This is a genomic window from Brevibacillus schisleri, from assembly GCF_055685845.1.
The window spans coordinates 1,180,001-1,204,879 of record NZ_JBVNDM010000001.1; the positions used below are offsets into that span (position 1 = coordinate 1,180,001).

Genomic DNA, 24,879 nt, shown 5'->3' on the forward strand with positions numbered 1-24,879 from the left:
GGGCTAAACGTATCACCGAAGCTATGGCAGTCCTTACGGACTGGGTAGGGGAGCGTTCCAAGCAGCAGTGAAGCCGTACTGGAAAGAGCGGTGGAGCGCTTGGAAGTGAGAATGCCGGTGTAAGTAGCGAAAAGACAAGTGAGAATCTTGTCCACCGAAAGCCTAAGGTTTCCTGGGGAAGGCTCGTCCTCCCAGGGTTAGTCGGGACCTAAGCTGAGGCCGAAAGGCGTAGGCGATGGACAACAGGTTGATATTCCTGTACCACCTCTGTTCCGCTTGAGCAATGGCGTGACGCAGGAGGATAGGGTGAGCGGCCTACTGGATGGCCGTCCAAGCAGTAAGTGTGGTGTGTAGGCAAATCCGCACACCGTGAAGCATGAGCTGTGATGGCGAGGGAAATTTAAGTACCGAAGTCCCTGATTTCACACTGCCAAGAAAAGCGTCTAGCGAGGAACAAGGTGCCCGTACCGCAAACCGACACAGGTAGGCGAGGAGAGAATCCTAAGGTGCGCGGGATAACTCTTGCTAAGGAACTCGGCAAAATGGCCCCGTAACTTCGGGAGAAGGGGCGCCTCGGTAGGGTTAATAGCCCGAGGGGGCCGCAGTGAAAAGGCCCAAGCGACTGTTTAGCAAAAACACAGGTCTCTGCGAAGCCGCAAGGCGAAGTATAGGGGCTGACGCCTGCCCGGTGCTGGAAGGTTAAGGGGATGAGTTAGCGCAAGCGAAGCTTTGAACCGAAGCCCCAGTAAACGGCGGCCGTAACTATAACGGTCCTAAGGTAGCGAAATTCCTTGTCGGGTAAGTTCCGACCCGCACGAAAGGCGTAACGACTTGGGCGCTGTCTCGGCAAGAGACCCGGTGAAATCATAATACCTGTGAAGATGCAGGTTACCCGCGACAAGACGGAAAGACCCCATGGAGCTTTACTGTAGCCTGGTATTGGAACTTTGTGCATCATGTACAGGATAGGTGGGAAGCTGAGAAGCAGGGGCGCCAGCCTCTGTGGAGCTGTCGGTGGGATACCACCCTTGATGTACGGAGTTTCTAACTCGTCGCCCTTATCGGGCGAGAGGACCATGCCAGGTGGGCAGTTTGACTGGGGCGGTCGCCTCCTAAAAGGTAACGGAGGCGCCCAAAGGTTCCCTCAGAATGGTCGGAAATCATTCGTAGAGTGTAAAGGCAGAAGGGAGCTTGACTGCGAGACCTACAAGTCGAGCAGGGACGAAAGTCGGGCTTAGTGATCCGGTGGTTCCGCATGGAAGGGCCATCGCTCAACGGATAAAAGCTACCCTGGGGATAACAGGCTTATCTCCCCCAAGAGTCCACATCGACGGGGAGGTTTGGCACCTCGATGTCGGCTCATCGCATCCTGGGGCTGAAGTAGGTCCCAAGGGTTGGGCTGTTCGCCCATTAAAGCGGTACGCGAGCTGGGTTCAGAACGTCGTGAGACAGTTCGGTCCCTATCTGTCGCGGGCGTAGGAAGTTTGAGGAGAGCTGTCCTTAGTACGAGAGGACCGGGATGGACGCACCGCTGGTGCACCAGTTGTCACGCCAGTGGCACAGCTGGGTAGCTATGTGCGGACGGGATAAGCGCTGAAAGCATCTAAGCGTGAAGCCCCCTCCAAGATGAGACTTCCCACAGCGCAAGCTGGTAAGACCCCTCATAGACGATGAGGTTGATAGGTTCGGTGTGGAAGCGCGGTAACGCGTGGAGCTGACGAATACTAATCGGTCGAGGACTTATCCACACACTCTTAGCAATCATGCGTATTCAGTTTTGAAGGAATAAACCTTCAACGTTCCTCGGTAGCTCAGTTGGTAGAGCAATCGGCTGTTAACCGATCGGTCGGCGGTTCGAGTCCGTCCCGAGGAGCCATATGGATGGATGTCCGAGCGGCCGAAGGAGCACGATTGGAAATCGTGTAGGCGGTGTCGAACCGTCTCGTGGGTTCAAATCCCACTCCATCCGCCATCTTGGCCCGTTGGTGAAGCGGTTTAACACAGCAGCCTTTCACGCTGTCATACAGGGGTTCGAATCCCCTACGGGTCACCTAGAAAATCCCTACATGTTTGTAGGTGATTTGGAGGCTTAGCTCAGCTGGGAGAGCATCTGCCTTACAAGCAGAGGGTCGGCGGTTCGATCCCGTCAGCCTCCACCATTTATATCAAAGGACAAGGAAGGTCAGCTAAAAGCGCCACGTCCTGTGGTAACACTGACACTCAGTCGTCCTGACTATCGCGGGATGGAGCAGCTCGGTAGCTCGTCGGGCTCATAACCCGAAGGTCGCAGGTTCAAATCCTGCTCCCGCAACCAAATTTTCTACTTACTCTACTTGATCAAGTAGGATCGGAGCACCTAGTGGGTGCAAACAAATATGGAGCTGTGGTGAAGTTGGAGTTCACGCCGGTCTGTCACACCGGAGGTCGCGGGTTCGAGTCCCGTCAGCTCCGCCATTTCTAATCAAATGAAATTGGCGCGTAAAGCATGGATATAAGGCTCGGTAGCTCAGTCGGTAGAGCAGAGGACTGAAAATCCTCGTGTCGGCGGTTCGATTCCGTCCCGAGCCACCTTTATAGGGGCATAGTTTAACGGTAGAACGAAGGTCTCCAAAACCTTTGGTGTGGGTTCGATTCCTACTGCCCCTGCCATTTTTCAAAACAATAGTAGTAATCATGGCGGTCGTGGCGAAGGGGTTAACGCACCGGATTGTGGCTCCGGCACTCGTGGGTTCAAGTCCCATCGATCGCCCCATAAATTTATAGTTGGGGATTACTTATTGGGGTATAGCCAAGCGGTAAGGCAACGGACTTTGACTCCGTCATTCCTAGGTTCAAATCCTAGTACCCCAGCCATTAAAATGCGGACGTAGCTCAATTGGTAGAGCGTCGCCTTGCCAAGGCGAAGGTCGAGGGTTCGAGACCCTTCGTCCGCTCCATTTCTCAAATTGTTTTACCTTATATCATGGAGGCATAGCCAAGTGGTAAGGCACGGGTCTGCAAAACCCTCACCCCCGGTTCAAATCCGGGTGCCTCCTCCAAAATATTTGCCGGTGTGGCGGAATGGCAGACGCGCGCGACTCAAAATCGTGAGGGAAACCGTGGGGGTTCAAGTCCCTTCACCGGCACCATACTTTTACAGGCTAACCCTGAATGTCAAGATATCTTGATGATTGGGGTTTTTTTCTGCTTTAATATGCACATAGTGTAGACAGGGAAATAGACAACTTGTGTACGCAAAAAGACGAGGTGGTTGAGGTGTTTTACAAACTGCAAGATAAGCCGCCAATGGGGATTACAACGCTGTCCGTATTACAATGGATGATCGTAACTGTTTCCAGCAGTGTGGCAGTACCACTAATGATTGGAGATATGTACGGTTTACAGGCTGATGAAATTGGAAAGCTGATGCAGCAGACCATGTTTTACATTGGACTCGCGTCACTACTGCAAGTTTGGATTGGACACCGTTATCCGATGATAGAAGGTCCGGCTGGACTATGGTGGGGGATCTTTATCATTTTGGCTCAACTCGGAACGAGCATGGGTCTACATCCACAAGAAATTGGTCAATCCTTTCAAGTGGGTATGATATTAGCAGGTCTACTCTTTTTCATTTTTGGCTTATTAGGCTGGATTGGCAAATTACAGAAGTGGTTTACGCCGTTGGTTTCAGGTACGTATATGATTTTACTTGCTGTTTCTTTGTGTAGTAACATTCTCACAGGCATGCTCGGTATTGGTTTTCAGCATTCAAGGGAGGTACAACCGGGTGTGGCACTTGTGTCCATAGGGATCGTAGCCCTTGTTGTGTTCATTATGCGGACGAAGAGATTCTCCAGTTTTGCCGTTTTGTTTGGCATGGTTGGGGGCTGGATCGTGTACGCGCTGCTTGGATGGACAGAACCTGTCCGGACTACTGAGCAATTATTTTCATGGCCTTCTATTTTCTTTTGGGGACCCCCACGCTGGGATTGGGGCGTTGTATTAACGAGTATGCTGACAGGATTCGTTCTGTTGACAAACCTCATGACGAGTTTGTCGGTTATGGGAAAAGCGACAGATACGGTGCCTACTGAAAAGCAGTACAATCGCGGTGGTATTTTTACAGGGGTATCCCATTTCCTGTCAGGCTTGAGCGGTGTGGTAGGTATGATTCCACTTTCCTTGGCAGCAGCGGTTATTCAAACAACGAAAATGGCTTCGCGCCTGCCTTTTGTGATTGCAATGCTGGGGATGATGCTGATTGGGCTACTTCCCACTGTTGCTCACTTTTTGGCGGCTTTGCCTACTCCAGTGGCATATGCAGCGATGTTCATTTCCTATACGCAACTGCTGGGCTTCGGGTTGAAGGATTACGTAAATGTGAAGATGGACGAACGCACGATAATTGTTGGGGGTAGCTCGCTTTTGGTCGGGATCGGAGTCATGTTCGTACCTGCTGTAGCTTGGCAGAAACTCCCTGCATTAGCTAGCTTCTTGTTCGGAAATGGCTTATTGCTCGGCGTTATTGTGTGCCTGGTCCTGGAACATATCGTTTTTAGAAAAAAGGAAGAAGATAGCGTAAAGAAAGACGGCCAGGCTGCATGACGGGCCGTCTTTTTCTTAGGCAGTAAAGATAGAGGAGTGAGTCAGCTCGCCACCGTTGATTTCCGTAAACATGCGACCAACTGAACCTACGATTTCTTCTTTTTTAGATGGTTCCATTTTTTCATGGAAGAAGATGACCTGGAGGAGAGCGCGGCTTTGTTCCGTTACGCATGAACGCTTGGAATCGACAATGGGACTCCCAAATGCGCCGTTACCATCGGCGAGCAGTAGTTTTCCTTCCATGTTGACTTCGCGTCCATTTAATCCTTCATAGACATCTTCGGCGTGGCCGAGTCGACAAGTGATATCACCCGCTAAGTGATTGACGTCATAAATCCCGAACGGAAGCGCGTGCAAAACCGAGAAAAAATTATTCACATCAACGGCGCTGTTGATCCAGAAAAAAGGATTTCCCTGCAACAGCCGGCGAAGTAATGCTTCGGAGGAAGGGCGGTATCTGGACGGATCGATACCAACTTGCTTAAAGCAGGCTCTCCACTCGCGGATGCCTTCTATTTCTGTCAGGTTTGCGGTGTCGTGATCCAGCCGCAAGCTCTCCACATAATAATTGATACGGCCCTGTAGCATTTTTGGGGAGTCACTGACGGAAGCATTGCTGTATTGTAAAATGCCGAGAGAAAATTGCGGCAGACGATCGGACACGGAAGGATCTAGCTGAACTTTCATCGATAGACACTCCTTACTGAACCTATTTTTGGTAGTATAACAAAAAATTTTTGTGGAAGCGACTAAGCTTCGATACAATAGAAGAGAACAGAGGAGGGAATCCTGACGATGACGATGCGTGAGGTTGAGATTTATACAGATGGAGCTTGTTCCGGCAATCCAGGACCAGGTGGTTGGGGAGCTGTACTGATGTACGGCCAACACATCAAGGAAATGTCCGGTGCCGAACCACATACAACGAATAACAGAATGGAGCTGATGGCGGCCATCAAGGCGCTCTCTACATTGAAGGAGCCTTGTAAGGTGACGCTGTCCAGTGATAGTGCATACTTGGTCAACTGTTTCAAGCAAGGCTGGTATAAAGGCTGGCTGAAAAACGGCTGGAAAAATAGTAAAGGCCAGCAGGTGGAAAATCAGGACTTATGGAAAGAACTGCTGCAATTGATGGACACCCACAAGGTAGAGTACGTAAAAGTCAAAGGACACGCCGACAACAAATGGAATAACCGCTGCGACGAATTGGCGACAGGAGCGATTAAACAACTGTGAACGACTTGCTGTACTGGGAGCAGACAAAGCAGTCCATCATTGATTATGCAAAGGAAATCGGAATCGATAAGATCGGGTTTGCCAGTGCCGATCCATTCACGACCTTAAAAGAACGGCTTCTTGGACATCGGGAAAAGGGTTATGAATCTGGATTTGAAGAGCCTGATTTAGAAAAGAGGACGAACCCGGAACTGTTGTTGGACGGGGCACGTTCGCTGATTTCAATAGCGCTGGCCTACCCTTCCAAGCTCAAAAATCCACCAAAGTCAGAGCCTGGTGCATATCGGGGAATCTTGTGCCGTGCAGCATGGGGAACCGATTACCATCACGTTCTGCGCGACAAGCTGGACAAGCTGACGCGATTCATTATGGAGCTGGAGCCAGGGGCTCGGATCGAATCCATGGTAGATACGGGAGCACTGTCTGATCGTGCGGTAGCCGAGCGAGCCGGGATTGGGTTTGTAGGAAAAAACTGCGCCATCATAACGCCGGAGTTCGGATCATGGGTGTACTTGGGGGAGCTTGTAACGAATCTTCCGTTGCCAAGCGACCAACCAATCGAAGAAGGCTGTGGCGACTGTAATATATGTGTAGACGCTTGTCCGACCGGAGCCTTGATTCAGGGCGGGCAGCTTGATGCACAGCGATGTGTAGCTTATTTGACACAGGTGAAAGACTTTATTCCAGATGAATTCCGCGGGAAAATCGGGAATCGGCTGTATGGTTGCGACACTTGTCAGACGGTATGTCCGAAGAATCGCCGCATCGACAACGACCATCATGCTGAATTTCAACCTGACCCGGAGATTGCCAAGCCTTTATTGATTCCGCTACTCCAGATGAGCAATAAGGAGTTCAAGGAAAAGTTCGGCCAATCCTCTTCATCTTGGCGGGGCAAAAAGCCCATTCAGCGCAATGCCATACTAGCACTTGCGCATTTCAAGGATCGGACAGCTGTTCCTCATTTGGAGCGTCTTTTATATGAAGACCCTCGTCCAGTCATCCGAGGAACTGCTGCATGGGCGCTTGGAAAAATCGGGGGAGAGCAGGCACAAGAGGCGCTCATTACCGCAAAAGCAAAAGAGGCGTCACCCGAGGTGGTGGAAGAGATAGAAAAAGGCCTGAGCATGATCCGTGAACAGGCTTAGTTTGAACAATAGAGGGAGGACGTTAAATGGCAAAGGAATTAGGCTATACCATGATGGATTCACCGATTGGACCATTGCTCTTGGCTTCTACAGAAGAAGGGCTATGCTACATTCAGTTTGCCAATGAACAAGACGGATTGGAGCCACTTGTGCGCTGGTGCAAAAAAACGTTCGTAGGGATTACCCCAACGCGTAACGATGCGATTAATGAGCCCGCAAAATTACAGCTAGAAGAGTATTTTGCAGGCAAGCGCAAGAGGTTTGATGTTCAAACCGTATTGTACGGAACTCCCTTTCAAAAGTCTGTATGGAATGAGCTATCGAACATTCCCTATGGAGAAACTCGTTCTTACAAAGATATTGCCTTGGCAATTGGAGCGGCGAAAGCCGTTCGGGCTATTGGCGGTGCGAACAATCGTAATCCGATTCCTGTCATTATACCGTGCCATCGTGTCATTGGCTCGAATGGTGCCTTGGTCGGGTACGGCGGTGGCTTATTCATTAAAGAATATTTACTTTCCCTAGAAGAAGGTCCACTTTTTGCTCACGCTTCTTCCTAATAAGCTGTCTGCTTGCTCGGACAGCTTTTCTTTTTCTTCTGAATGCTCCACGAACGACATATTCTTCATTGAGATGAACAGTTCATGGGCTTTGTCGCATTCTGGAGGCGGAAAGGAGGAGGGGAAAGTGGAGTGGCGTGAATTTGTTCAGCAATACTTTCAAGCAGTTCACCAGTCATCTATGGATGGAAAGTATGAGCGGCTGCTGCCTTTTTATTGCACAGAAGATTCTGGCGTACAGGAAGAGTGGAATCGACTGAACCGGGAGAAGCAGAGAGCTGAGGAACGGGGAGTCAAATTATTGGCAGTCCAGGGACAAGTAACACCCATGTGCTGGGTAGATACTGATGCCACCATGGAAATAACGGTTCAATGGCAAGAAAATAAAACGCTAGGGATTAAGCAAACCAAGTACAAAGAGGCAAACAAACGATTGTTTCAGCTCCAGTTGCTCAAAACGAACGAAAAGTGGTCGATCATCGGGGCAAGGGAGTCGAATGGTGATCAAAAATTGGTGATCGAGGAAGAGGAGGAGGAGCCTATCATCGTTGTGTCAGGCGTCGAGGATGCCATCGACCAACCGATGCTGATCGTGCATGGAGCGGGAGGGTACAATGCTGCAAATGCAGTCGCGTATGCGGAACGCTACTGGAACACGACCAATCCCGTGTATCCTCGTTTTACGGATGACTGCACGAACTTTATTTCGCAATGTTTACACGCAGGCGGAATCCCTATGCTGATGTCTAAAGAGATGGGCAAGGGCTGGTGGATTCGCACGGGAAAAGGCGCCTCTTGGAGTTATAGCTGGACGGTCGCGCATAGCTTGTATTTGCTTTTGAAATCGGGTGGAGCACCTATGCGGGCAGTTACGAAAAGCTCTGCGGCCGAATTGGTCCCAGGTGATATCATTTGTTATGATTTTAACGGAGATGGGCGTTTTCAGCACAATACGATCGTGGTCGCAAAAGACGCGAATCAGATGCCGTTAGTGAATGCCCATACGACAGATAGCAGCATGCGTTACTGGGCATATGAGGATTCAACAGCCTATACGCCCAACATGCGCTATGCTTTCTTTCATATAAGAGGGGTGTAATTACCTCTTGCGATAACAAGCTCTTCGTATAAAAGCGATGCTGCGAACCACCCAAATCATAGCTGCGAAAACGAGCATGTCTGAAAAGGTATGCGGTTCTCCTTTAATGGATTGGATGTAAATCAAGCCATGGAACAAGACGATGACAAAAAGCCATGGATTGGCGAGATGGAGCCTTTTCCAACTGGAGCCACCCAGCCATTTTTCTGCCCGTGCAGAAGATGTCAGCCACAGGGCTAGTAGAATGAAAAAGGCAAACAGCCCAAGGTAGTTCGCAACGCCTGTAAGGGTCCAGTTTGGAGATGGCCACGTAGTCGGATCAGAGGAAGCGACAAAGAACAGACCCAGCCATCCATCAGCCTTTTCTGAACGGTTTTCATGTATGATCATCAGGCGAGGCTCATTTTCAAAAAGGACGAGCACAAGAATGACGTGCAGCAGTCCAGTTAGCCCAGTCCATATGCCGATATCTCGGCGGATGGACAAGCTGATAGTCATCCAGCCAGCAGGGAGCCAGGACTGGAGTGGACCAATCAATAAGGTGCAGCCAATCAAAATAAATGAGAGATAGCCGAGAAGCATGCTCCATGTTTCCATGGCAGGGAACGAAGAAAAATCAGCCCACATCCAACTGGCACCTAGCAGGATCAAACTTAGGATGCTCACATGTGCGACAAGGCGTCGCCCCAATGAAGTGAGTGTCCCCATCCAATCAGCACTCCTTTCGATAGCCAAAGTTTTCTGATTAGATGCAGCAGGCACTCCATTTGTTACAGAAGCTGGGCACGGTGGTATAATAGGACATGTACTGGTAACAAGTTCGCAATTTACAAGGAGATTTTCAGATATGCCGTTACATATTGTTTTGCATGAGCCGCTCATCCCTGCCAATACGGGAAATATCGCCCGTTCATGTGCAGCGACAGGAGCGCATCTGCATTTGATTCATCCACTAGGATTTTCAACAGACGATCGTTACCTGAAGCGAGCTGGTCTCGATTATTGGCATGCAGTTAACGTTCACCATCATGAGAGCTTCGAGCACTTTGTTGAGGCACAAGGAGAAGGGGCGGGCACTTTTTACTTTGTGGAGACTTGGGGGGACAAGTTGTATACGGACGTTGCCTTCCGGGATGGCGACTACATTATCTTGGGCAAGGAGACAACAGGCTTGCCAGAAGAGCTGACAGAAAAATATCGGGAACAGACTATTCGTATCCCGATGAGCGGTGCGACCCGTTCTGTGAACCTGTCCAATTGTGCAGCAATTGTCTTGTTTGAGGGACTTCGCCAGTTAGGTTTTCCATCGTTATCGTAAGGCATTTGGGAGGGAGAGATCGATTATGACTGTGAACACCATCCTGTTTGATTTGGACGGTACACTATTAGAGATGCAGACAGAACCCTTTGTCAAAAATTACTTGGTTGAAGTAGGCCGTCATGTCGGAGATAAGTACGATACCGAAAAGCTGTTGGCGTTGGTTTGGGATGCGACCAAAGCAATGATCATGAACCAAGAGCCCGACAAGACGAACGAGCAAGTTTTTATCGAACATTTTACGGAACACAGTGAGTGGGATCGAGAGGAAATATGGCCTCTGTTCGATTCGTTTTATCGCGATGTATTTCCGACACTGTCTCACCTGACGTATCCTTCGCCATGGGCAAAGCAGATTATTGCTGCCGCCAAAGAGCAAGGATTTCGGATTGCAGTAGCGACGAATCCTGTTTTCCCGCGGGATGCGATTCACCATCGCCTCGCTTGGATCGGGATGTCCCCGGATGATTTCGAGTTGGTCACTGTCTACGAGGAATCGCATTTCACGAAGCCGAATCCTGGTTATTATAATGAGATTTGCCAAAAGCTTGGGGTTGAGCCGACAGATTGTGTCATGGTCGGGAATCACATGCAGGAGGACATGGTCGCATCCAAGCTGGGAATGAAAACGTTTCTGGTAACCAATTGGATGGAAGACCGTGGTGAGCCTCAGTATCAGGTCGATCAGCGGGGATCATTAGAAGAGCTGTTTACGGCGATTTCTGAAAAAAGCGGTGTGTTTGCAGGGTAAGGAATCATTATGAAAGTATAACCGAGAAGCAGGTTGTCCGTTTGAAAAAATGGCCAAGCCTGCTTTTTCACATACTTTTCCCAAAATCATCAGGTAGGCTAAGGGGTGTACAACTACGTTTTACATAATAAAAGGAGGAAATCTTGCATGAAAAAACTTGTTTCGTCTCTGGTTATGGCTACCTTGCTGTTTAGTGGTATCTCTGTAGTGGCTGCGGCGGATACAGCAGCGGATGCTACAGCTACGCACTCGAAAGCGGAGAAAAAGGAAGAAAATAGAGTAAAACTGAACGCGAAGGCTGCCAAGTGGGGCGTCGAAACCACGGATCAAACAAATAAGGAAGTAAAAGCCGCCATTCAAGAAGCAAAAGCCGCAAAGAAAGCAGAAAACGCTAAGAAAAAAGCAGCAAAAGAAACGAAGAAACAAGAACAGCTCGCGAAGCTAAACGGTAAGGCTGTAAAGCTGGGCGTTAATACGGCAGGTAAGACAGCGAAGGAAGTAAAAGCGGCTATTCAAGAAGCAAAAGCCGCAAAGAAAGCAGCAAACGCCAAGAAAAAGGCAGCAAAAGAAGCGAAGAAGCAAGAACAGCTCACGAATCTGAAAGAAAAGGCTGCCAAGTGGGGCGTTGAAACAGCAGGTAAGAGCGCAAAAGAAATCAAGGCAGAAATCGAAGCAAAAAAAGCAGAAAAGAAAGAGAATAAGAAATAACAAGAAAACAAAAAAAGCAGGTTGCCACAGTAGGCCGCCTGCTTTTTTCCCTGGATGCTTCTTACAGGTTCCAGGTTTTGTCCTCGTTGTAGCCAGCTGTCAGAATGAAAAACAGAAAAGCTCCGAAGACCAATGCTACGATAAATGTACCCACGTTTGACAGCCCCTTTCGTAAACAAACTACTCCCATTATAGCGTAGCCTGCCCACTTTGCAAACGCCTTAAAGCTGTTGCTCCCTTACGTAAGTGACAATTTTCGATGGTCATTCACGAGTTTCAAGAAGGCACAAAGCGAAATGGGCACACTCAGTATTTCTCCTGTATCGAGTTCCATTCCTGTCACTGCTTGGTAAATAAATACCGAGAGAATCACCAAGGTTGCGATGCCGGTCAAATAAAGTCCTTTTTTCACTTGAATGCGTTCTGTTTGGATGTCCATGTTCGTTCCTCCAATATTTTACGCCAATCCGTATTGGCTTTCCGTGTATGTTGCTTATGATTGTATTTTACAGGGGGAGAGGGATTACAAACTATCGAATCAACTTACAGCTACGCTTGTTAAACCTTACAATTCCGTAATCTTCCAAGCCGCCAAAAAGCAATGTGCCGTATTTTTATGGGAAGATTGCTGAAACTTGTGCTGATGTCGCGCATACACATATGTAAAGGCTGTAAGAGCCTGTTGGCAACCGGAGAAAACGGCTTGCACGTGAATGCGTGACCGCAGGCGGACATATACATGAGAGTACATTGTCGTTGGGAAGAGAGAGGGGCTTAAGAGGGAGGAGTGTCGAACATGGACATTTTAAAACGGATCGCTGAGCACCGGGCCCGCGAAGAAAACCTGATGTGGAGAGGAACATTCGCCGAATATTTGCAACTAGTACGTAAAAATCCGCAAATTGCCCAGACGGCGCACTCACGCGTCTACAACATGATTAAAAGCGCGGGGGTTGAAGAGAACGAGGACGGCTCACGTTCGTATCAATTTTTTAGTCGAGAAATCTTCGGATTGGATCGTTCTGTTGAGCGCCTAGTGGAGGAATATTTCCACTCGGCTGCGCGTCGTCTGGATGTTCGTAAACGCATCTTGCTCTTAATGGGCCCGGTCAGTGGCGGTAAGTCTACGCTCGTGACGATGCTCAAGCGGGGACTGGAGGAGTACTCCAGGACGGAAGCCGGAGCGATCTTTGCACTTGATGGTTGCCCCATGCACGAAGAGCCTCTTCATCTTATCCCGCACGAGCTGCGTCCAGAGGTAGAAGAAGAGCTGGGCATCAAGATTGAAGGAGAATTAACGCCCTATAACCGGATGAGGCTGGAGTCCGAATTCGGAGGGTGCATCGAGGATTTCCCAGTTCGCCGGATTTTGTTTTCCGAAGCCAATCGTGTCGGGATCGGTACATTTAGCCCTTCTGATCCGAAGTCACAGGATATTGCCGATTTGACGGGGAGTATCGACTTTTCGACGATTACGAAGTACGGCTCTGAGTCTGACCCTCGTGCGTATCGTTTTGATGGGGAGCTAAACAAAGCCAATCGAGGATTGATGGAATTCCAGGAAATGCTGAAATGCGACGAGAAATTTTTGTGGCATCTCCTGTCGCTGACACAGGAAGGAAACTTCAAGGCAGGTCGTTTTGCCCTCATTTCTGCAGATGAGCTGATTGTTGCGCATACGAACGAATCGGAGTACAAGGCTTTTATTGGGAATAAGAAAAATGAGGCACTGCAATCTCGGATTATCGTCATGCCGATGCCGTATAATCTGCGTGTCAGTGACGAAGAAAAAATATACGCGAAATTAATTAAGCAATCCGACTTGGGGCATGTGCATATTGCACCGCATGCGCTCCGGTCAGCAGCAGTCTTTTCCATTATGACCCGCTTGAAAGAATCGAAAAAACAAGGGGCCGATCTGCTGAAAAAGATGCGGCTGTATGACGGTGAATCGGTGGAAGGCTTCAAGGGAGCCGATCTGGAAGAGCTGCGTAACGAGCATGCCGATGAAGGAATGTCCGGTATTGATCCGCGTTATGTCATCAACCGTATCTCCAGTGCACTGATCCGTCGCGACACGGAGTGCATCAATGCGCTTGATATTCTTCGGGCGTTAAAAGAAGGCTTTGACCAGCATCCGTCCATCACCAAGGAGCAGCGGGAGAGGTATATGAACTTCATCTCGATCGCGCGCAAGGAATACGACGAGCTGGCGAAAAAAGAAGTGCAGAAGGCGTTTGTCTACAGCTATGAAGAGTCGGCAAAAACGCTCATGGATAACTATTTGGACAATGTGGAAGCTTATTGCAACATGAATAAAATTCGTGATCCCGTTACCGGTGAGGAGATGGATCCAGATGAGCGCCTGATGCGTTCCATCGAGGAGCAAATCGGCATCTCGGAAAATGCCAAGCGGGCCTTCCGTGAAGAAATTCTCATCCGTATCTCGGCCTATGCACGTAAAGGGAAGCGTTTTGACTACAGCACGCATGATCGTCTGCGGGAAGCTATCGAGAAGAAGCTGTTTGCCGATCTGAAGGATGTCGTCAAGATTACGACCTCGAACAAAACACCGGATGAGCATCAGCTCAAGAAAATTAATGAGGTTACCAAGCGTCTTATCGAAGAGCATCAATATTGCCCGGTTTGCGCAAATGAGCTACTGCGCTACGTGGGAAGCCTGTTGAACAGATGACAGAACGTTGGCGACATGAGGGGAACGTCATAATCATATTCGGCGCAGATTGCGCCAGTTGCTAGGAGGAGACGGCATGAAAGATGAATCATCGTTCATTGTCTCCCGGGAAGACTGGTCGCTGCACCGCAAAGGGTACCAGGACCAAAATCGACACCAGGAAAAAGTGAAAGAAGCGATCAAAAAAAATCTGCCCGATCTCGTCAGTGAAGAAAACATCATCATGTCGAATGGTCGGGAAGTCATTAAGATCCCTATTCGCTCCCTGGATGAATACCGATTGCGTTTTAACTTCCAAAAGGGAAAACATGGCGGTCAAGGTAAAGGAAACAGTAAGGTAGGCGATGTCGTAGCCCGTGACGGCGATCCGGAGCAAGGGCCAGGAAAGGGGCAGGGAGCGGGCGATCAGCCAGGTGTAGACTACTATGAGGCTGAAATCAGCGTAGAAGAATTGCAGGAGATGCTTTTCGCAGAGCTGGAGCTACCGAACCTTCAACAAAAAGACGAGGAACAAATCGTCGTGGAAGAGACCCGGTTCAATGATGTCAGGAAAAAGGGCTTGATGGGTAACATTGATAAAAAACGTACGCTGATTGCGGCCATTCGCCGAAATGCGCTGGCAGGCTACAGTGATATGGAGCTTGGGATCACCGATGATGATCTGCGCTTCAAGACGTGGGAAGAGATCATCAAGCCTCATTCCAATGCTGTCATTATTGCGATGATGGATACGTCGGGTAGTATGGGTGTGTTTGAAAAGTATATCGCCCGCAGCTTTTTCTTCTGGATGGTACGTTTTCTGCGCACCAAGTATGAAAAGGTCGAGATCGTCTTCATTGCCCATCATACGGATGCGAAGGAAGTGACGGAGGACACCTTTTTCTCGAAAGGGGAGAGCGGGGGGACGATCTGCTCCTCTGCTTACAAAAAAGCGTTGGAGATCATCGATAGCCGCTACCCGACATCGCAGTACAACATTTACCCGTTCCATTTTTCCGATGGCGACAACCTCACGTCTGACAATGAACGTTGCGTAAAGCTGGTAAAAGAGCTCATGGAGAGATGCAACATGTTCGGCTATGGGGAAGTGAATCAGTATAATAGGCACAGCACTCTTATGTCAGCGTATCGCCACATCAAGGAGCCGAAATTCATGCATTGTGTCATTCGGGAAAAGGGCGAGGTATACAAGGCATTGCGTACTTTCTTTGGCAAGAAAGAAGCTGTGAGGTAGTCCATGGAAGCAACCGGGCGAGAAATCGTCCGGTTGACTTGTATTTGTTTGTATGAGTCGGATGAACAAAATGTGAGGGGTGTTACTATGTATCCACAAAAGCATCGGATGCGCAACACGGGAGCCTTCACTTTCTTGGCATACTTTACATTGGGCGCAGGTGTACTGCTATTTTCCATCGGTTTATACAATGCGACGGGTCTTCAGCTGCACGAAAAGGGGTATTATATCGCATGTATGCTTCTGGTAGCAGTTGGATCGATTTTGACACAAAAAGTAGTGAGAGATAATGCAGAGGATCGAGCGATTATTGAGGAGCAGGAAAGAGAATTTAACTTGAAGGTATCGAAAGTGGAGAAAGAAACGCCGAAATAGCCCAATAAAACCGTCAGAGTCATGCCCTGACGGTTTTTCGAATGAGCTCGATAAACTCCTCTGCTTTCTCGATATGTGGAGCGTGCCCCACATTTTCCATGACAATCTCCTGATAGGAACCACCAGCGCGCTGATATTGTTCAAGCACGTCACGAATTTGGGAGACCATCGGCTGAGGGGGATATTCGTCTTCCCCCGGCCAGCCGGGGACATAGCCACGCTTGCCCAGCGTACCGAAATCAGCAAGCGACTGATCCGAGATAATGGCATCATCTGCACCGCGAATCCATAAAATCGGACACTTCGGCTCCATCTGGACAATCCCGGACAAATTTACGTATTTGGGAGAAATCGCATTCGTAATCCCTGTCGTTCCCGGAGCAACGCCGGGCCAATCGTTTACGTATTCAAAGGTACCGGGGTAAAAATCCTCTCCTATTCTCGTAGAGAGTATGGCGCTCACATAACGCTCTTCCTGCTCTGGGCCAACTTGGAATGGGGGCTTGAAATAAAGCTGATTCATGACATTGCGAGGACTGGAGGGAGATTCATTGCCCATATCCTTGGTTGCAATCCTTTTGACCAGCTCGGGGTTGACGGCTCCCCCACCTGAGCCCGAGAAGCTGCTGTAGCACGGGGTGCCAGCTATATCCTTGGTTCCACCAAAGCCGTAAGGGGACATAGGGGCGATGAGAATCAGAGATCGGACTTCCTGTGGGTGATCGATGGCAAACTGCATCGCGATCCCGCCACCCAACGACCAGCCGGCAAGATGGACAGGTGTTGGCAAGTCCAATGCCCGAATAAACGAATGAAGGTCATCCGACCAGTCTCGCAAACCACGTGTCGCATCAATGGGCAATGCTTCACTTGCCCCATAGCCTCGCATATCAGGTGCATATACACAGTACTGGTCACATAGAGCCGCAATGGTATCATCCCAGAATAAGTTAGCTGACGCATTGCCGTGAATGAGGAGAAGCGGATCTCCTTCCGGTACGCCTGCTGTTAGGTAGGAAACGAGTAATCGATCGGTCTGAATCGTTTTGGTTTCGATTCGTGCATCCATCAATGATGTGCCTCCTTTCAAGTTATCGATATAATATCAGAATATTCTTATTATATACCCATTTAGTTACAAAATGAAAAAAGAAAACAACCGCCCGTAAAAAGGCGGTTGCAGGAAGGCTACATATGGAGACCACGCATTTGCTGTTCGATTTTCTCAAAGCCGCCAGAAACCTTAACGACTTCGTCTTTTTGCTCAGAAACGAGAACAAGCACTTCTTCCAGGCTCTCTTTGTTCTTGTCGGTAATATCGGCGTTGACTTCTACTTTTGCGCCAACTTCCTGAATCATGCTGTGAACATGGACGATGAACTCTTGCAGGTTCTTCGTTTTATCTGCAAAGTTTTGCATGTAGTTGTCTACATTGGTGAACATTTCTTGTACTTCGAGGATGCCCTCGCTATTTTTCTCAAAAGACGTCTGTGACTCGGAAATCATATCCGATACGAGCTTCATTTTTTCACGAATGGTCATGAGCAGGCTCGAGATCGACTCGGAGGATAGCTTGGAGGATTCAGCCAGCTTGCGTACTTCATCTGCTACGACAGCAAATCCTCGGCCGTGTTCGCCTGCCCGAGACGCTTCAATCGTGGCATTGAGCGCCAACAGATTGGTTTGTGCAGAAATCTCGGAAATAGTTTGAATGATTTTCCCAATCGATTCGGTTTCTTTATTGAGCTCTTGAATCAGCTGGTTCGTACCTTGGATGTCCGTGATGAATCGTTCAAAGTCATTGCCGATGTTGCCAATGCGTTTTCCACTCTCGCTAGTGGCTTCTTTGGTCGATTCTACGTACTCATGCATCTCTGTAACAGAGCGGGTCATGTCCTCAACTTGCAGATTCGTCGAGCTCATTTCCCGACGCAGCTCGTCCGTATTGCTGGTCTGGATCGTAAAGGACTCCATAATGTCTTGCAGGGAAGCGACGGTTTCGACAGCGCGAACATTTACACCATCTGTTACCTTGTTCAAATTCTCTTGATAGTCTTGCACAGAGGTGAGAGATTCATTGATCTGATCGAGAACACGTTGCAACGATTCCTTCGAGGCAATCGCTTCTTGCTTTTGTTGCTCACTTTCCTCTTGCAGTTTGTTATTGAATACAGCATGCATCATGCTCGTGATAGAAACGAAGCAGAAGGTGAGCAGGAAGTACATCAGGTCAAGATTGCTTGTCGAATGGAAAATCAATTCTCTCTGTGTCAGGAAATAGTAAGAGACAATGCCTAATGTCGATACAATGGTCAAAATATTGATGAGTCGGTCTTGATAAATCCCCATGACTGCTACAAAGAACATAATGGTCATGATATTGATCATATGCGGGTCCAGTCCAACAATGATGAACATGAAGATTCCGATTACAGCGAAGTTGAAAAACTTCATGAAAGGCGCTGCTTTTTCACGGAAGTTCGGGCGATTGGATATGTACGTAAAAGGTGCCAGCACGCCATACAAAATACCCAGTACTGTGAGAACAAATGTATACGGTACGCCTAGAAAGAGGTTTAAGACCTGAACAACCGTAATAATACTTGCGAATACGATTACGACCCAATTGTTTCTTCTTCTCAATAAATCAATGTTATCCATGTTACCCACCTACCTCGACTTTTACTTGATTGGACGACGACGAATTGTACCAGGAATATTTCGGATCGTGCTTATTGTCATAGACATCTTTTAGATGAAAGAGGGTCGGAATGGCATCGGCCCCTTTGTAAAAGACGATATCTTTGGTCTGAATCGCCTTTACTTGATACTTCGTGTTAATAAATTTAAAAAAAGTTGGATCTGCTACCCCGATTGCGTGGGTATAGCCATACTTTTCAGCGTAATCTATCATCAAGCAAATTCCTTTTTGCCCTAGTTGTCCACGGTATTTCGGCAAAACAGCGAGACTGTCTACCTCCATTACTTTCATATCTTCTGTAACAACATCCTGAAATAGTGTTTTCATATAAGCACTTGATTTGGAAAAGGGCGTCATTTCAAATGTTCCACCTGCTTCACCATCATCGGCAAGTAGGAGGAATTGTGCGGAGCCTTCTTTCGCGTACTCCATCTGGAAGCCCATGCTTGTCCATACTGTTTCTTTGATTTCATGAAATTTAGCTAACTCTTGTACGGTTTCTACTTGTTTGTACATAACTTCTCCACTCCATCGTTTTCTGATTACCGTGTTGTGTATGTTTGACGTCCCAAAAGTTATGTTTTTCCATTCTGTTGCAAAAATAAAAGTGCTTTCATCCCCCTTTCAAAAAACGAAACACAAAAAAAGGCCGTTCCATCGAAATGGAACAACCGAAGCTACCAACATCAAAAAATTTGTTCCAAGATGATGGCAACCCGGCTATCATGGTCAAAGACTGTAGACCCGTGGTTTTGCGTCGCCACCTTTCGATGACTTTGCCTTTTGCATTTATTAGAAAAACTTGTAAAACTATGTCGAATTTTGCTAGACATAATCATGCAAAATATAAGACAAAAGATATAACCTTGTCAAGTTTTGGTAGGGTAAAGAAACTAATTGTTCATAAATCATAGACGAACAAAAAACCAGTTGTGATATCAACTGGTCCTTCATTCATAGGCATTAGGTTAGGGTACGCAGAATGTCTAAAACTTCGGTAGGCTCCATTCGCGCTTTGTAATCTGGATCTAAGCATGCTAATCGGATTACGCCCTGGTTGTCGAGGATATAAGTAGCAGGAATGGGGAGCGTCCAAGAATCGTCACGATTAAAATGCTCGAGATCAATATCCAATGATCGATAGGTATCCTGTAAATAATCGGGCAGTCTGAAACTGAGTTTATATTTTTCTGCTACCTGATTATTGGTATCGCATAACACGGGAAAGCTCAATCCGTTTTTCTCTTGCATAGTCAGAGAGTGTGCAGGAGATTGTGGACTAATGGCAAACAATTGGGCACCCAGAGAGGTAATCGTATCGATCTGTTTTTGGTATGCTTGCAGCTCCAAATTGCAGTAGGGGCACCAGGAGCCACGGAAAAATGTGAGGACGATGGGACCTTTTACGATTTCTTCCGACAAGGTAATGGTCTTGCCAGTGTGGTCGAACAACATGAAATCAGGCGCAATCGAACCAATCGGCAAGCCCTTTGCGTGTCCAGAGGTCCGCAGCTCCTCGATTGATCTTGTAAATGCATCTGTTACTTCACGAGTGAGGAAGCCAGCTATTTGAATGGTTGTAAAATCTAGCTCTTCGCGCAGGCTCTGAAAATGTGGTTTATCCATATGTCGTTCTCCTCTTTTTCGAAAGAATAGTAGAAGTCATAGCTTCACGATATCTTTCTTTTGGAGGGAAAGATGTAAACTGGATTACATCTTCTTTAAAATGTTATCCCGATGAATGGAAATGGTTTTAAAACCTGTTTGAATCAGTTCTTCTCTTGCTAAAGCACGTAATGCTACCGTCACAGCTTCCCGGGATGCCCCGACAAAATTGGCGAGCTCTTGATGGGAAAGAGGTAACTCAATTTTTTGAAACGCAGAACTGTAAGGAGTACCAAATTGGTCGGCAAGCCTTACTAACGTGTAAATAATGCGATCTTGTAAAGGGAGAAGGGCAAGATTTTCGGCTGCTTGGCTGATCGAAACCATTCTATCGCTAATGATCTTCATGATCTTCATCATTAGTTGTGGATGTTCAATTATGTAGCTCTCAAATTTTGCTTTGCTCATTTTACAAATGAGGCAGGCTTCGATGGTTTCTATATACATCTCCCGTGTACCTAATGACAGGAGATCCACTTCTCCAAACACATTGCCATCTCCGAGGATATCGAATGTGAACTGCCGACCATCCCGGTTTACTTTGTATAAACGTACTTTCCCCTGTTTGATGAAGTAGAAGCCCTCTGAAAAAGTTTCTGGTGTTTGAATACACGTATTTTTGGGGAAAGAGGTTAAGGAGGTTAATTGATCGATTAAGTGCAAACTTTCCTCGGATAATGAATTCAACAAATAAAATTGGGATAAATATGTGATTCGGTTCATCATTTTTGTTCGGTTTGGGTCTTCATGATTGTTCTTTTCGCTTTGGTAACAATTCTTTTCGTTTCTTTTGTATCCGAGATTCTTAGCCACTCGTCACAAAGCTGCGTCACCCAGTCTGGTTGTGATTTACTGGCATCGTTCAACCAATTCCCTACAGAATCTTGAACATATTTAGAGGCATCTGACTTCACTGGCGTGAGTAAAGGCAGGCAGCGAGCAGGCTCATTCCTCAATGCGTCTATATGCTTACACCAGACCCCTCGTGGGCGTGTGGCTTCTACCGCAAATCGGCGAATATTTTCGTCGGTATCAAGTACCCATTCGCTTAGGAGTTGAATGGAATGGTCCAGATCATGCACGAGAGAATCTCGAATCGCCATCCATGCGAGCTCTCTCACTCCAAAATGTTGATCGGCCGCGAATTTTCTTATTTGCCTTAGTTTTTCTTCGAGAGATAAGCTGTTATCCAGGCCGATGATATAGGTACTCCAGCAACGGACACTGTCTGACTTGTGGTTGGCTAACGATAGGAAAACGGGAGACATAGCTGTGGGTTCACCCGATTTGTGTAAGATCGCAAGTAGTTCTTGTCCAATCAGACGGATCGCTTTCATTCCGCTTCGAGATCCCGTTTCTTCTAATTGATCAACAAGTGGGGAGACATGCGCACCCAGTTGAACATGAGGCAGAACGCTTTGTAACAGATGAATATGATCAACAGCCTGCCATTCAGTCAAATTGACGCTTTCTAATTCTCCAGCATGAAGGAGTGCTAATACATTTTCAGGGATGAGCGAGGTTTTACTTGCTCCTTTTCTCGTGTGTACCGAATCCGGCATTTTCAACAAACCCCTTTTCACAGAGATGGTAGACATTCAAAACGGAATAGGTTGCAACAAAAGTATACATAAAAATCACCCGTAACAAAAATTTTCCAACCATCCGATAACTAGAAGGAATAGGAGGAGATATTATGAAGGAAGCAAAAGTGATTCAATTCTACTTTTCCGGAGGCGGTGAAACGATTAGCATCGAATCCACGGAACCGGAAGAGATCATTCAAATGGTCGCTAATCAAAACAACGGATGGCTCCAGTATGATGATGTTGTCATCAACGTAAGAAATGTTTCATATATCAAAGTGTGCAATCAGGCGTAAAGATAGGAAACGGGTGTATAGCTCCAACACGAAAAAGCTCTCCATTGAATGCGGAGGGCTTTTTCATGTTGGAGGAAGCGCTGCTAGTTTGGCATTTTTCTCAATTATTTGGCGTATATTTCTAAGGTGCTTTTGTTTACTAAAGTATCGACTATTCTTTGCTAATGTGCTATCATGATACCTTGTTAACGTATTACCACTTTATCAGAGTAAAATATAGAGTAGGGAAACGAGGGGGATCATCACGATGAAGAAAATAGCATGGATGTCATTGTTGTTGGGTGCGGTGGTTTCGTTGGTAGTGGGCTGTTCCAGCGCAAAAACTGGCGCTGACGCAAATAAGCTGATTATAGGAATTGATGATAAGTTTGCACCAATGGGTTTCCGGGATGAGAAAAATGAGCTAGTCGGTTTTGATATTGATTATGCACGTGCAGCTGGCGAAAAAATGGGAAAACAAGTTGAGTTTCAAACAATCGACTGGAGTGCAAAAGAGTCTGAACTAAACAGTGGTCGTATTGACTTGATCTGGAATGGATATACGATTACAGACGAGAGAAAAGGGAAGGTTCTCTTTACCAAGCCTTATCTGAAAAACGCACAAGTAGTGGTCACGGCGGCAAATAGCAACTTGACCAAGCTGTCAGACTTGGCCGGTAAAGCAATTGGTTTGCAAAAGCTGTCTTCCGCAGCTGACGCGATTAATGCGAGTGATATCAAAAATCAGGTCAAATCGATTACCGAGTTCCCTGATAACGTACTGGCACTGAGTGATTTGAAGATCGGTCGTGTAGAAGCAGTCGTCATCGACCAGATTGTGGCCGATTACTATATGGCAAAAGAGCCGGGAGCATTTAAGCAATTAGAAGAATCGCTGTCTCCTGAGGAATATGGAATTGGCGTCAAAAAAGGCAACGAGGCATTGCAAAAAGAGCTGCAAAAAGCACTGGATGCAATGAATCAGGATGGTACAGCTGCAAAAATATCGGAAAAATGGTTCGGCGAAAATCGTGTATTGAAATAAGAGAACAGCGATGGCTTCGCCGCATGATTGGCGAAGCCACGCTTTTATTTTCAGGATTAGGAGCATACCAAGATGAGCGTAGACTACATTCTCTCCATTACGAAGCCCATGCTAGAAGGGGCGCAGATGACGGTGCTGTTGTTTCTCATCGCCATTCTGCTTTCGATTCCATTAGGTTTTCTGATCACCTTACTGGCAAAGAGCAGTAATAAGGCGCTGGCCTGGCTCGCGCATACGTATGTGTATGTGATGCGTGGGACGCCTCTCTTATTGCAGCTGTTGTTTATTTGCTTCGGGCTGCCTCTCTTGCCCGTAGTGGGAGATTATTTGGTGATGGATCGGTTCGTCGCTGCATGTGTCGGTTTCGTGCTGAATTACGCAGCGTATTTCGCGGAGATTTTTCGTGGAGGACTACTGTCGATCGACAAAGGACAGTACGAAGCGGCGCAGGTACTCGGCTTTAGCAAATGGCAGACAACCAACAAGATTATTTTGCCGCAAATGTTTCGCGTGGCTTTACCTGCCGTCGCAAATGAATCAATCACCCTTGTAAAAGACACAGCGCTGCTCTATGCAGTTGCCGTCCCAGAATTGCTTCACTTTGCACAAACGGCTGTGAATCGTGACTTTACCATCGTTCCGTTTTTTATTGCCGGAATCATTTATTTGTTGATGACGCTATTGTTGACGTTATTCTTTAAGTGGCTGGAAAAAAGGTTCAAATTCGAATAAAGGGCTGGCTCAATATGGATATCATTCAAGTATCGAATCTAAAGAAATCGTTTGGCAATCAGGAAGTTTTGCGAGATGTCTCGTTTTCGGTGAAAAAGAACGAAGTCGTGGCAGTAATCGGGCCTTCTGGCTCCGGTAAAAGCACGATGCTGCGTAGCTTGGTCAACCTCGAGCAGGTGAATGGTGGTAGCATTCGTGTGCAGGATGATTATTTGGTGAAGGACGGCGTCTATGCCGGTAACCAGGAAATCAAGCAGATCACATCGAGAATGGGCATGGTCTTCCAGCATTTTAATCTGTTCCCTCATCTAACGGTGAAGGAAAATCTGGAGATCGCACCACGTGTAGTCAAAGGTGAGGCATCTTCAGACATCCAGAAAAAGAGTGCAGAGCTCTTGGAAAAGGTCGGTCTGTCTGATAAGGCAGACGCGTATCCAGCGAAGCTCTCAGGCGGACAGAAGCAGCGTGTAGCGATCGCCAGAGCACTGATGATGAACCCGCAAATTTTGTTGTTTGACGAGCCAACGTCTGCACTCGATCCTGAACTGACGGGTGAGGTCCTGCAAGTCATCAAGCAGCTTGCCCAGGAGCATATGACGATGATGGTAGTGACGCATGAGATGGGATTCGCACGCGAGGTTGCGAACCAAATCATGTTTATGGACAAAGGGGAATTCGTAGAGTCGGGGACACCGGAGCAATTGTTTACAAACGCTAAATTTGAGCGGACCAAATCTTTTTTACATCGCGCGTTAAAATAGAGAAGATCAACAACAAATGCCCTCAGTGTCGAGAAGACAGACTGAGGGCATTTTGTATAGACAGGCTACATCACCAGATAGTTCAAGTACCGTTGGCTGATGAACGAATGAAAATGATCGCTGAACGAGTCAGCATTTAAAAATGCATTGTAAGCGTAAGGAGTGACCCGACAGTAAACGAGCTCGCGTCCATCGTGAAAACGGATGTAGAGGTGGCTTGTGGCCAGATCGTAGCGTGCAGCTTTGATCAATTTCGAATCCAGTTCCTTGTAGGTAATTTCTTGAGGTTGATTCTGACGTGGCAGAAATTGGCGAAAAAAAGATCTCAATGTACGTGCAAACTCCTTTATCTAAAAATCGGCTTATCTATTTCTACGAGTCTTCATTTTACGCAAAAATTTCG

General features: G+C 47.4%; 25 protein-coding genes, 13 tRNA genes, 1 rRNA gene and 1 riboswitch (1 of these 40 running past the window's edge). Of the genes, 29 read left to right on the forward strand and 10 right to left on the reverse strand.

The window, feature by feature from the left end:
• The 15 genes from ACUUHJ_RS05990 to ACUUHJ_RS06060 form a co-directional block, all read left to right on the forward strand.
• Positions 1-1,748, forward strand: a 23S ribosomal RNA gene (locus tag ACUUHJ_RS05990); it begins 1,181 nt to the left of the window's first position.
• Positions 1,749-1,800: 52 nt separating this feature from the next.
• A tRNA-Asn gene (locus ACUUHJ_RS05995) sits at positions 1,801-1,876 on the forward strand.
• Positions 1,877-1,879: 3 nt separating this feature from the next.
• Positions 1,880-1,972: transfer RNA gene (locus ACUUHJ_RS06000), tRNA-Ser, on the forward strand.
• 4 nt (positions 1,973-1,976) lie between these two features.
• Positions 1,977-2,050, forward strand: a tRNA-Glu gene (locus ACUUHJ_RS06005).
• 33 nt (positions 2,051-2,083) lie between these two features.
• Positions 2,084-2,159, forward strand: a tRNA-Val gene (locus ACUUHJ_RS06010).
• Between the two features lie 78 nt (positions 2,160-2,237).
• Positions 2,238-2,314: transfer RNA gene (locus ACUUHJ_RS06015), tRNA-Met, on the forward strand.
• Between the two features lie 63 nt (positions 2,315-2,377).
• A tRNA-Asp gene (locus ACUUHJ_RS06020) sits at positions 2,378-2,454 on the forward strand.
• 41 nt (positions 2,455-2,495) lie between these two features.
• Positions 2,496-2,568: transfer RNA gene (locus ACUUHJ_RS06025), tRNA-Phe, on the forward strand.
• Positions 2,569-2,575: 7 nt separating this feature from the next.
• Positions 2,576-2,649 (forward strand) — tRNA-Trp (locus ACUUHJ_RS06030).
• Positions 2,650-2,676: 27 nt separating this feature from the next.
• A tRNA-His gene (locus ACUUHJ_RS06035) sits at positions 2,677-2,752 on the forward strand.
• 26 nt (positions 2,753-2,778) lie between these two features.
• Positions 2,779-2,853 (forward strand) — tRNA-Gln (locus ACUUHJ_RS06040).
• A 7-nt stretch (positions 2,854-2,860) separates the two neighbouring features.
• Positions 2,861-2,936, forward strand: a tRNA-Gly gene (locus tag ACUUHJ_RS06045).
• Between the two features lie 28 nt (positions 2,937-2,964).
• Positions 2,965-3,038, forward strand: a tRNA-Cys gene (locus ACUUHJ_RS06050).
• Between the two features lie 8 nt (positions 3,039-3,046).
• Positions 3,047-3,128 (forward strand) — tRNA-Leu (locus ACUUHJ_RS06055).
• A gap of 127 nt (positions 3,129-3,255) precedes the next feature.
• A complete protein-coding gene (locus ACUUHJ_RS06060; RefSeq protein ID WP_472298455.1) occupies positions 3,256-4,587 on the forward strand; it encodes a purine/pyrimidine permease in 1,332 nt (443 codons plus the stop codon).
• 15 nt (positions 4,588-4,602) lie between these two features.
• On the opposite strand, the gene ACUUHJ_RS06065 is transcribed toward ACUUHJ_RS06060, so the two are convergent.
• Entirely contained in the window at positions 4,603-5,274 is a 672-nt protein-coding gene (locus tag ACUUHJ_RS06065; protein ID WP_289676433.1) for a B3/B4 domain-containing protein, read from the reverse strand.
• A gap of 114 nt (positions 5,275-5,388) precedes the next feature.
• Between ACUUHJ_RS06065 and rnhA the strand changes: the two genes are divergently transcribed.
• The 4 genes from rnhA (at position 5,389) to ACUUHJ_RS06085 (ending at position 8,630) form a co-directional block, all read left to right on the forward strand.
• A complete protein-coding gene (gene rnhA / locus ACUUHJ_RS06070; RefSeq protein ID WP_026134128.1) occupies positions 5,389-5,823 on the forward strand; it encodes a ribonuclease HI in 435 nt (144 codons plus the stop codon).
• A complete protein-coding gene (queG, locus tag ACUUHJ_RS06075; protein ID WP_289676435.1) occupies positions 5,820-6,971 on the forward strand; it encodes a tRNA epoxyqueuosine(34) reductase QueG in 1,152 nt (383 codons plus the stop codon). The genes rnhA and queG overlap by 4 nt, the downstream gene beginning before the upstream one ends.
• 26 nt (positions 6,972-6,997) lie before the next feature.
• Positions 6,998-7,531 carry a methylated-DNA--[protein]-cysteine S-methyltransferase gene (locus ACUUHJ_RS06080; RefSeq protein WP_472298456.1) on the forward strand — a complete coding sequence of 178 codons (534 nt, stop codon included), beginning with the start codon at positions 6,998-7,000 and terminating at the stop codon, positions 7,529-7,531.
• Between the two features lie 127 nt (positions 7,532-7,658).
• The gene (locus ACUUHJ_RS06085) at positions 7,659-8,630 is read left to right on the forward strand and encodes an amidase domain-containing protein (RefSeq protein WP_472298457.1); all 972 of its coding nucleotides are present in this window, start codon (positions 7,659-7,661) and stop codon (positions 8,628-8,630) included.
• Here the strand turns inward: ACUUHJ_RS06085 and ACUUHJ_RS06090 are convergent, their stop codons facing one another.
• Positions 8,631-9,338, reverse strand: coding sequence for a ferric reductase-like transmembrane domain-containing protein (locus tag ACUUHJ_RS06090; protein WP_472298458.1), 708 nt, complete (start codon positions 9,336-9,338; stop codon positions 8,631-8,633).
• A gap of 139 nt (positions 9,339-9,477) precedes the next feature.
• Here ACUUHJ_RS06090 and trmL point away from each other — a divergent pair, with 139 nt between their 5' ends.
• The 3 genes from trmL (at position 9,478) to ACUUHJ_RS06105 (ending at position 11,407) form a co-directional block, all read left to right on the forward strand.
• Positions 9,478-9,948 (forward strand): tRNA (uridine(34)/cytosine(34)/5-carboxymethylaminomethyluridine(34)-2'-O)-methyltransferase TrmL, encoded by a 471-nt coding sequence (gene trmL, locus ACUUHJ_RS06095; RefSeq protein WP_472298459.1) that lies wholly within the window; start codon positions 9,478-9,480, stop codon positions 9,946-9,948.
• A gap of 25 nt (positions 9,949-9,973) precedes the next feature.
• Positions 9,974-10,699 (forward strand): HAD family hydrolase, encoded by a 726-nt coding sequence (locus ACUUHJ_RS06100; RefSeq protein WP_289676439.1) that lies wholly within the window; start codon positions 9,974-9,976, stop codon positions 10,697-10,699.
• A 147-nt stretch (positions 10,700-10,846) separates the two neighbouring features.
• Positions 10,847-11,407 carry a hypothetical protein gene (locus ACUUHJ_RS06105; protein WP_472298460.1) on the forward strand — a complete coding sequence of 187 codons (561 nt, stop codon included), beginning with the start codon at positions 10,847-10,849 and terminating at the stop codon, positions 11,405-11,407.
• 238 nt (positions 11,408-11,645) lie between these two features.
• Here ACUUHJ_RS06105 and ACUUHJ_RS06110 read toward each other — a convergent pair whose 3' ends face one another.
• Positions 11,646-11,846, reverse strand: coding sequence for a hypothetical protein (locus tag ACUUHJ_RS06110; RefSeq protein WP_012684810.1), 201 nt, complete (start codon positions 11,844-11,846; stop codon positions 11,646-11,648).
• Positions 11,847-12,203: 357 nt separating this feature from the next.
• Here ACUUHJ_RS06110 and ACUUHJ_RS06115 point away from each other — a divergent pair, with 357 nt between their 5' ends.
• The 3 genes from ACUUHJ_RS06115 (at position 12,204) to ACUUHJ_RS06125 (ending at position 15,711) form a co-directional block, all read left to right on the forward strand.
• Positions 12,204-14,102 (forward strand): PrkA family serine protein kinase, encoded by a 1,899-nt coding sequence (locus tag ACUUHJ_RS06115; protein WP_289676443.1) that lies wholly within the window; start codon positions 12,204-12,206, stop codon positions 14,100-14,102.
• A 76-nt stretch (positions 14,103-14,178) separates the two neighbouring features.
• Positions 14,179-15,336: a sporulation protein YhbH gene (gene yhbH / locus ACUUHJ_RS06120; RefSeq protein ID WP_472298461.1), complete on the forward strand. Its 1,158-nt coding sequence runs from the start codon at positions 14,179-14,181 to the stop codon at positions 15,334-15,336.
• Between the two features lie 87 nt (positions 15,337-15,423).
• Positions 15,424-15,711, forward strand: coding sequence for a YiaA/YiaB family inner membrane protein (locus ACUUHJ_RS06125; RefSeq protein WP_012684813.1), 288 nt, complete (start codon positions 15,424-15,426; stop codon positions 15,709-15,711).
• A 19-nt stretch (positions 15,712-15,730) separates the two neighbouring features.
• Here the strand turns inward: ACUUHJ_RS06125 and ACUUHJ_RS06130 are convergent, their stop codons facing one another.
• The 6 genes from ACUUHJ_RS06130 to ACUUHJ_RS06155 form a co-directional block, all read right to left on the reverse strand.
• Positions 15,731-16,780: an alpha/beta fold hydrolase gene (locus ACUUHJ_RS06130; RefSeq protein WP_289676450.1), complete on the reverse strand. Its 1,050-nt coding sequence runs from the start codon at positions 16,778-16,780 to the stop codon at positions 15,731-15,733.
• Positions 16,781-16,899: 119 nt separating this feature from the next.
• A complete protein-coding gene (locus ACUUHJ_RS06135) occupies positions 16,900-18,372 on the reverse strand; it encodes a methyl-accepting chemotaxis protein (RefSeq protein ID WP_289676451.1) in 1,473 nt (490 codons plus the stop codon).
• Position 18,373: 1 nt separating this feature from the next.
• Complete coding sequence (locus ACUUHJ_RS06140; protein ID WP_289676452.1) at positions 18,374-18,928, reverse strand: GNAT family N-acetyltransferase; 555 nt, start codon at positions 18,926-18,928, stop codon at positions 18,374-18,376.
• A gap of 191 nt (positions 18,929-19,119) precedes the next feature.
• Positions 19,120-19,203, reverse strand: a riboswitch (cyclic di-GMP riboswitch).
• Between the two features lie 172 nt (positions 19,204-19,375).
• Positions 19,376-20,038: a peroxiredoxin-like family protein gene (locus tag ACUUHJ_RS06145; protein WP_472298462.1), complete on the reverse strand. Its 663-nt coding sequence runs from the start codon at positions 20,036-20,038 to the stop codon at positions 19,376-19,378.
• 84 nt (positions 20,039-20,122) lie between these two features.
• Positions 20,123-20,800, reverse strand: a complete 678-nt coding sequence (locus ACUUHJ_RS06150; RefSeq protein WP_289678043.1) for a Crp/Fnr family transcriptional regulator — start codon at positions 20,798-20,800, stop codon at positions 20,123-20,125.
• A complete protein-coding gene (locus ACUUHJ_RS06155) occupies positions 20,800-21,639 on the reverse strand; it encodes a DNA alkylation repair protein (RefSeq protein ID WP_289676454.1) in 840 nt (279 codons plus the stop codon). The genes ACUUHJ_RS06150 and ACUUHJ_RS06155 overlap by 1 nt, the downstream gene beginning before the upstream one ends.
• A gap of 134 nt (positions 21,640-21,773) precedes the next feature.
• Between ACUUHJ_RS06155 and ACUUHJ_RS06160 the strand changes: the two genes are divergently transcribed.
• From ACUUHJ_RS06160 to ACUUHJ_RS06175, 4 genes are all read left to right on the forward strand, one after another.
• The gene (locus ACUUHJ_RS06160) at positions 21,774-21,959 is read left to right on the forward strand and encodes a hypothetical protein (RefSeq protein WP_289676455.1); all 186 of its coding nucleotides are present in this window, start codon (positions 21,774-21,776) and stop codon (positions 21,957-21,959) included.
• A 247-nt stretch (positions 21,960-22,206) separates the two neighbouring features.
• The gene (locus tag ACUUHJ_RS06165) at positions 22,207-22,983 is read left to right on the forward strand and encodes an amino acid ABC transporter substrate-binding protein (RefSeq protein ID WP_289676456.1); all 777 of its coding nucleotides are present in this window, start codon (positions 22,207-22,209) and stop codon (positions 22,981-22,983) included.
• Positions 22,984-23,055: 72 nt separating this feature from the next.
• Positions 23,056-23,715, forward strand: coding sequence for an amino acid ABC transporter permease (locus tag ACUUHJ_RS06170; RefSeq protein ID WP_064201660.1), 660 nt, complete (start codon positions 23,056-23,058; stop codon positions 23,713-23,715).
• Between the two features lie 14 nt (positions 23,716-23,729).
• A complete protein-coding gene (locus tag ACUUHJ_RS06175) occupies positions 23,730-24,476 on the forward strand; it encodes an amino acid ABC transporter ATP-binding protein (RefSeq protein WP_472298463.1) in 747 nt (248 codons plus the stop codon).
• Positions 24,477-24,541: 65 nt separating this feature from the next.
• Here ACUUHJ_RS06175 and ACUUHJ_RS06180 read toward each other — a convergent pair whose 3' ends face one another.
• Positions 24,542-24,805: a KTSC domain-containing protein gene (locus ACUUHJ_RS06180; RefSeq protein WP_472298464.1), complete on the reverse strand. Its 264-nt coding sequence runs from the start codon at positions 24,803-24,805 to the stop codon at positions 24,542-24,544.
• Positions 24,806-24,879 lie beyond the last annotated feature (74 nt).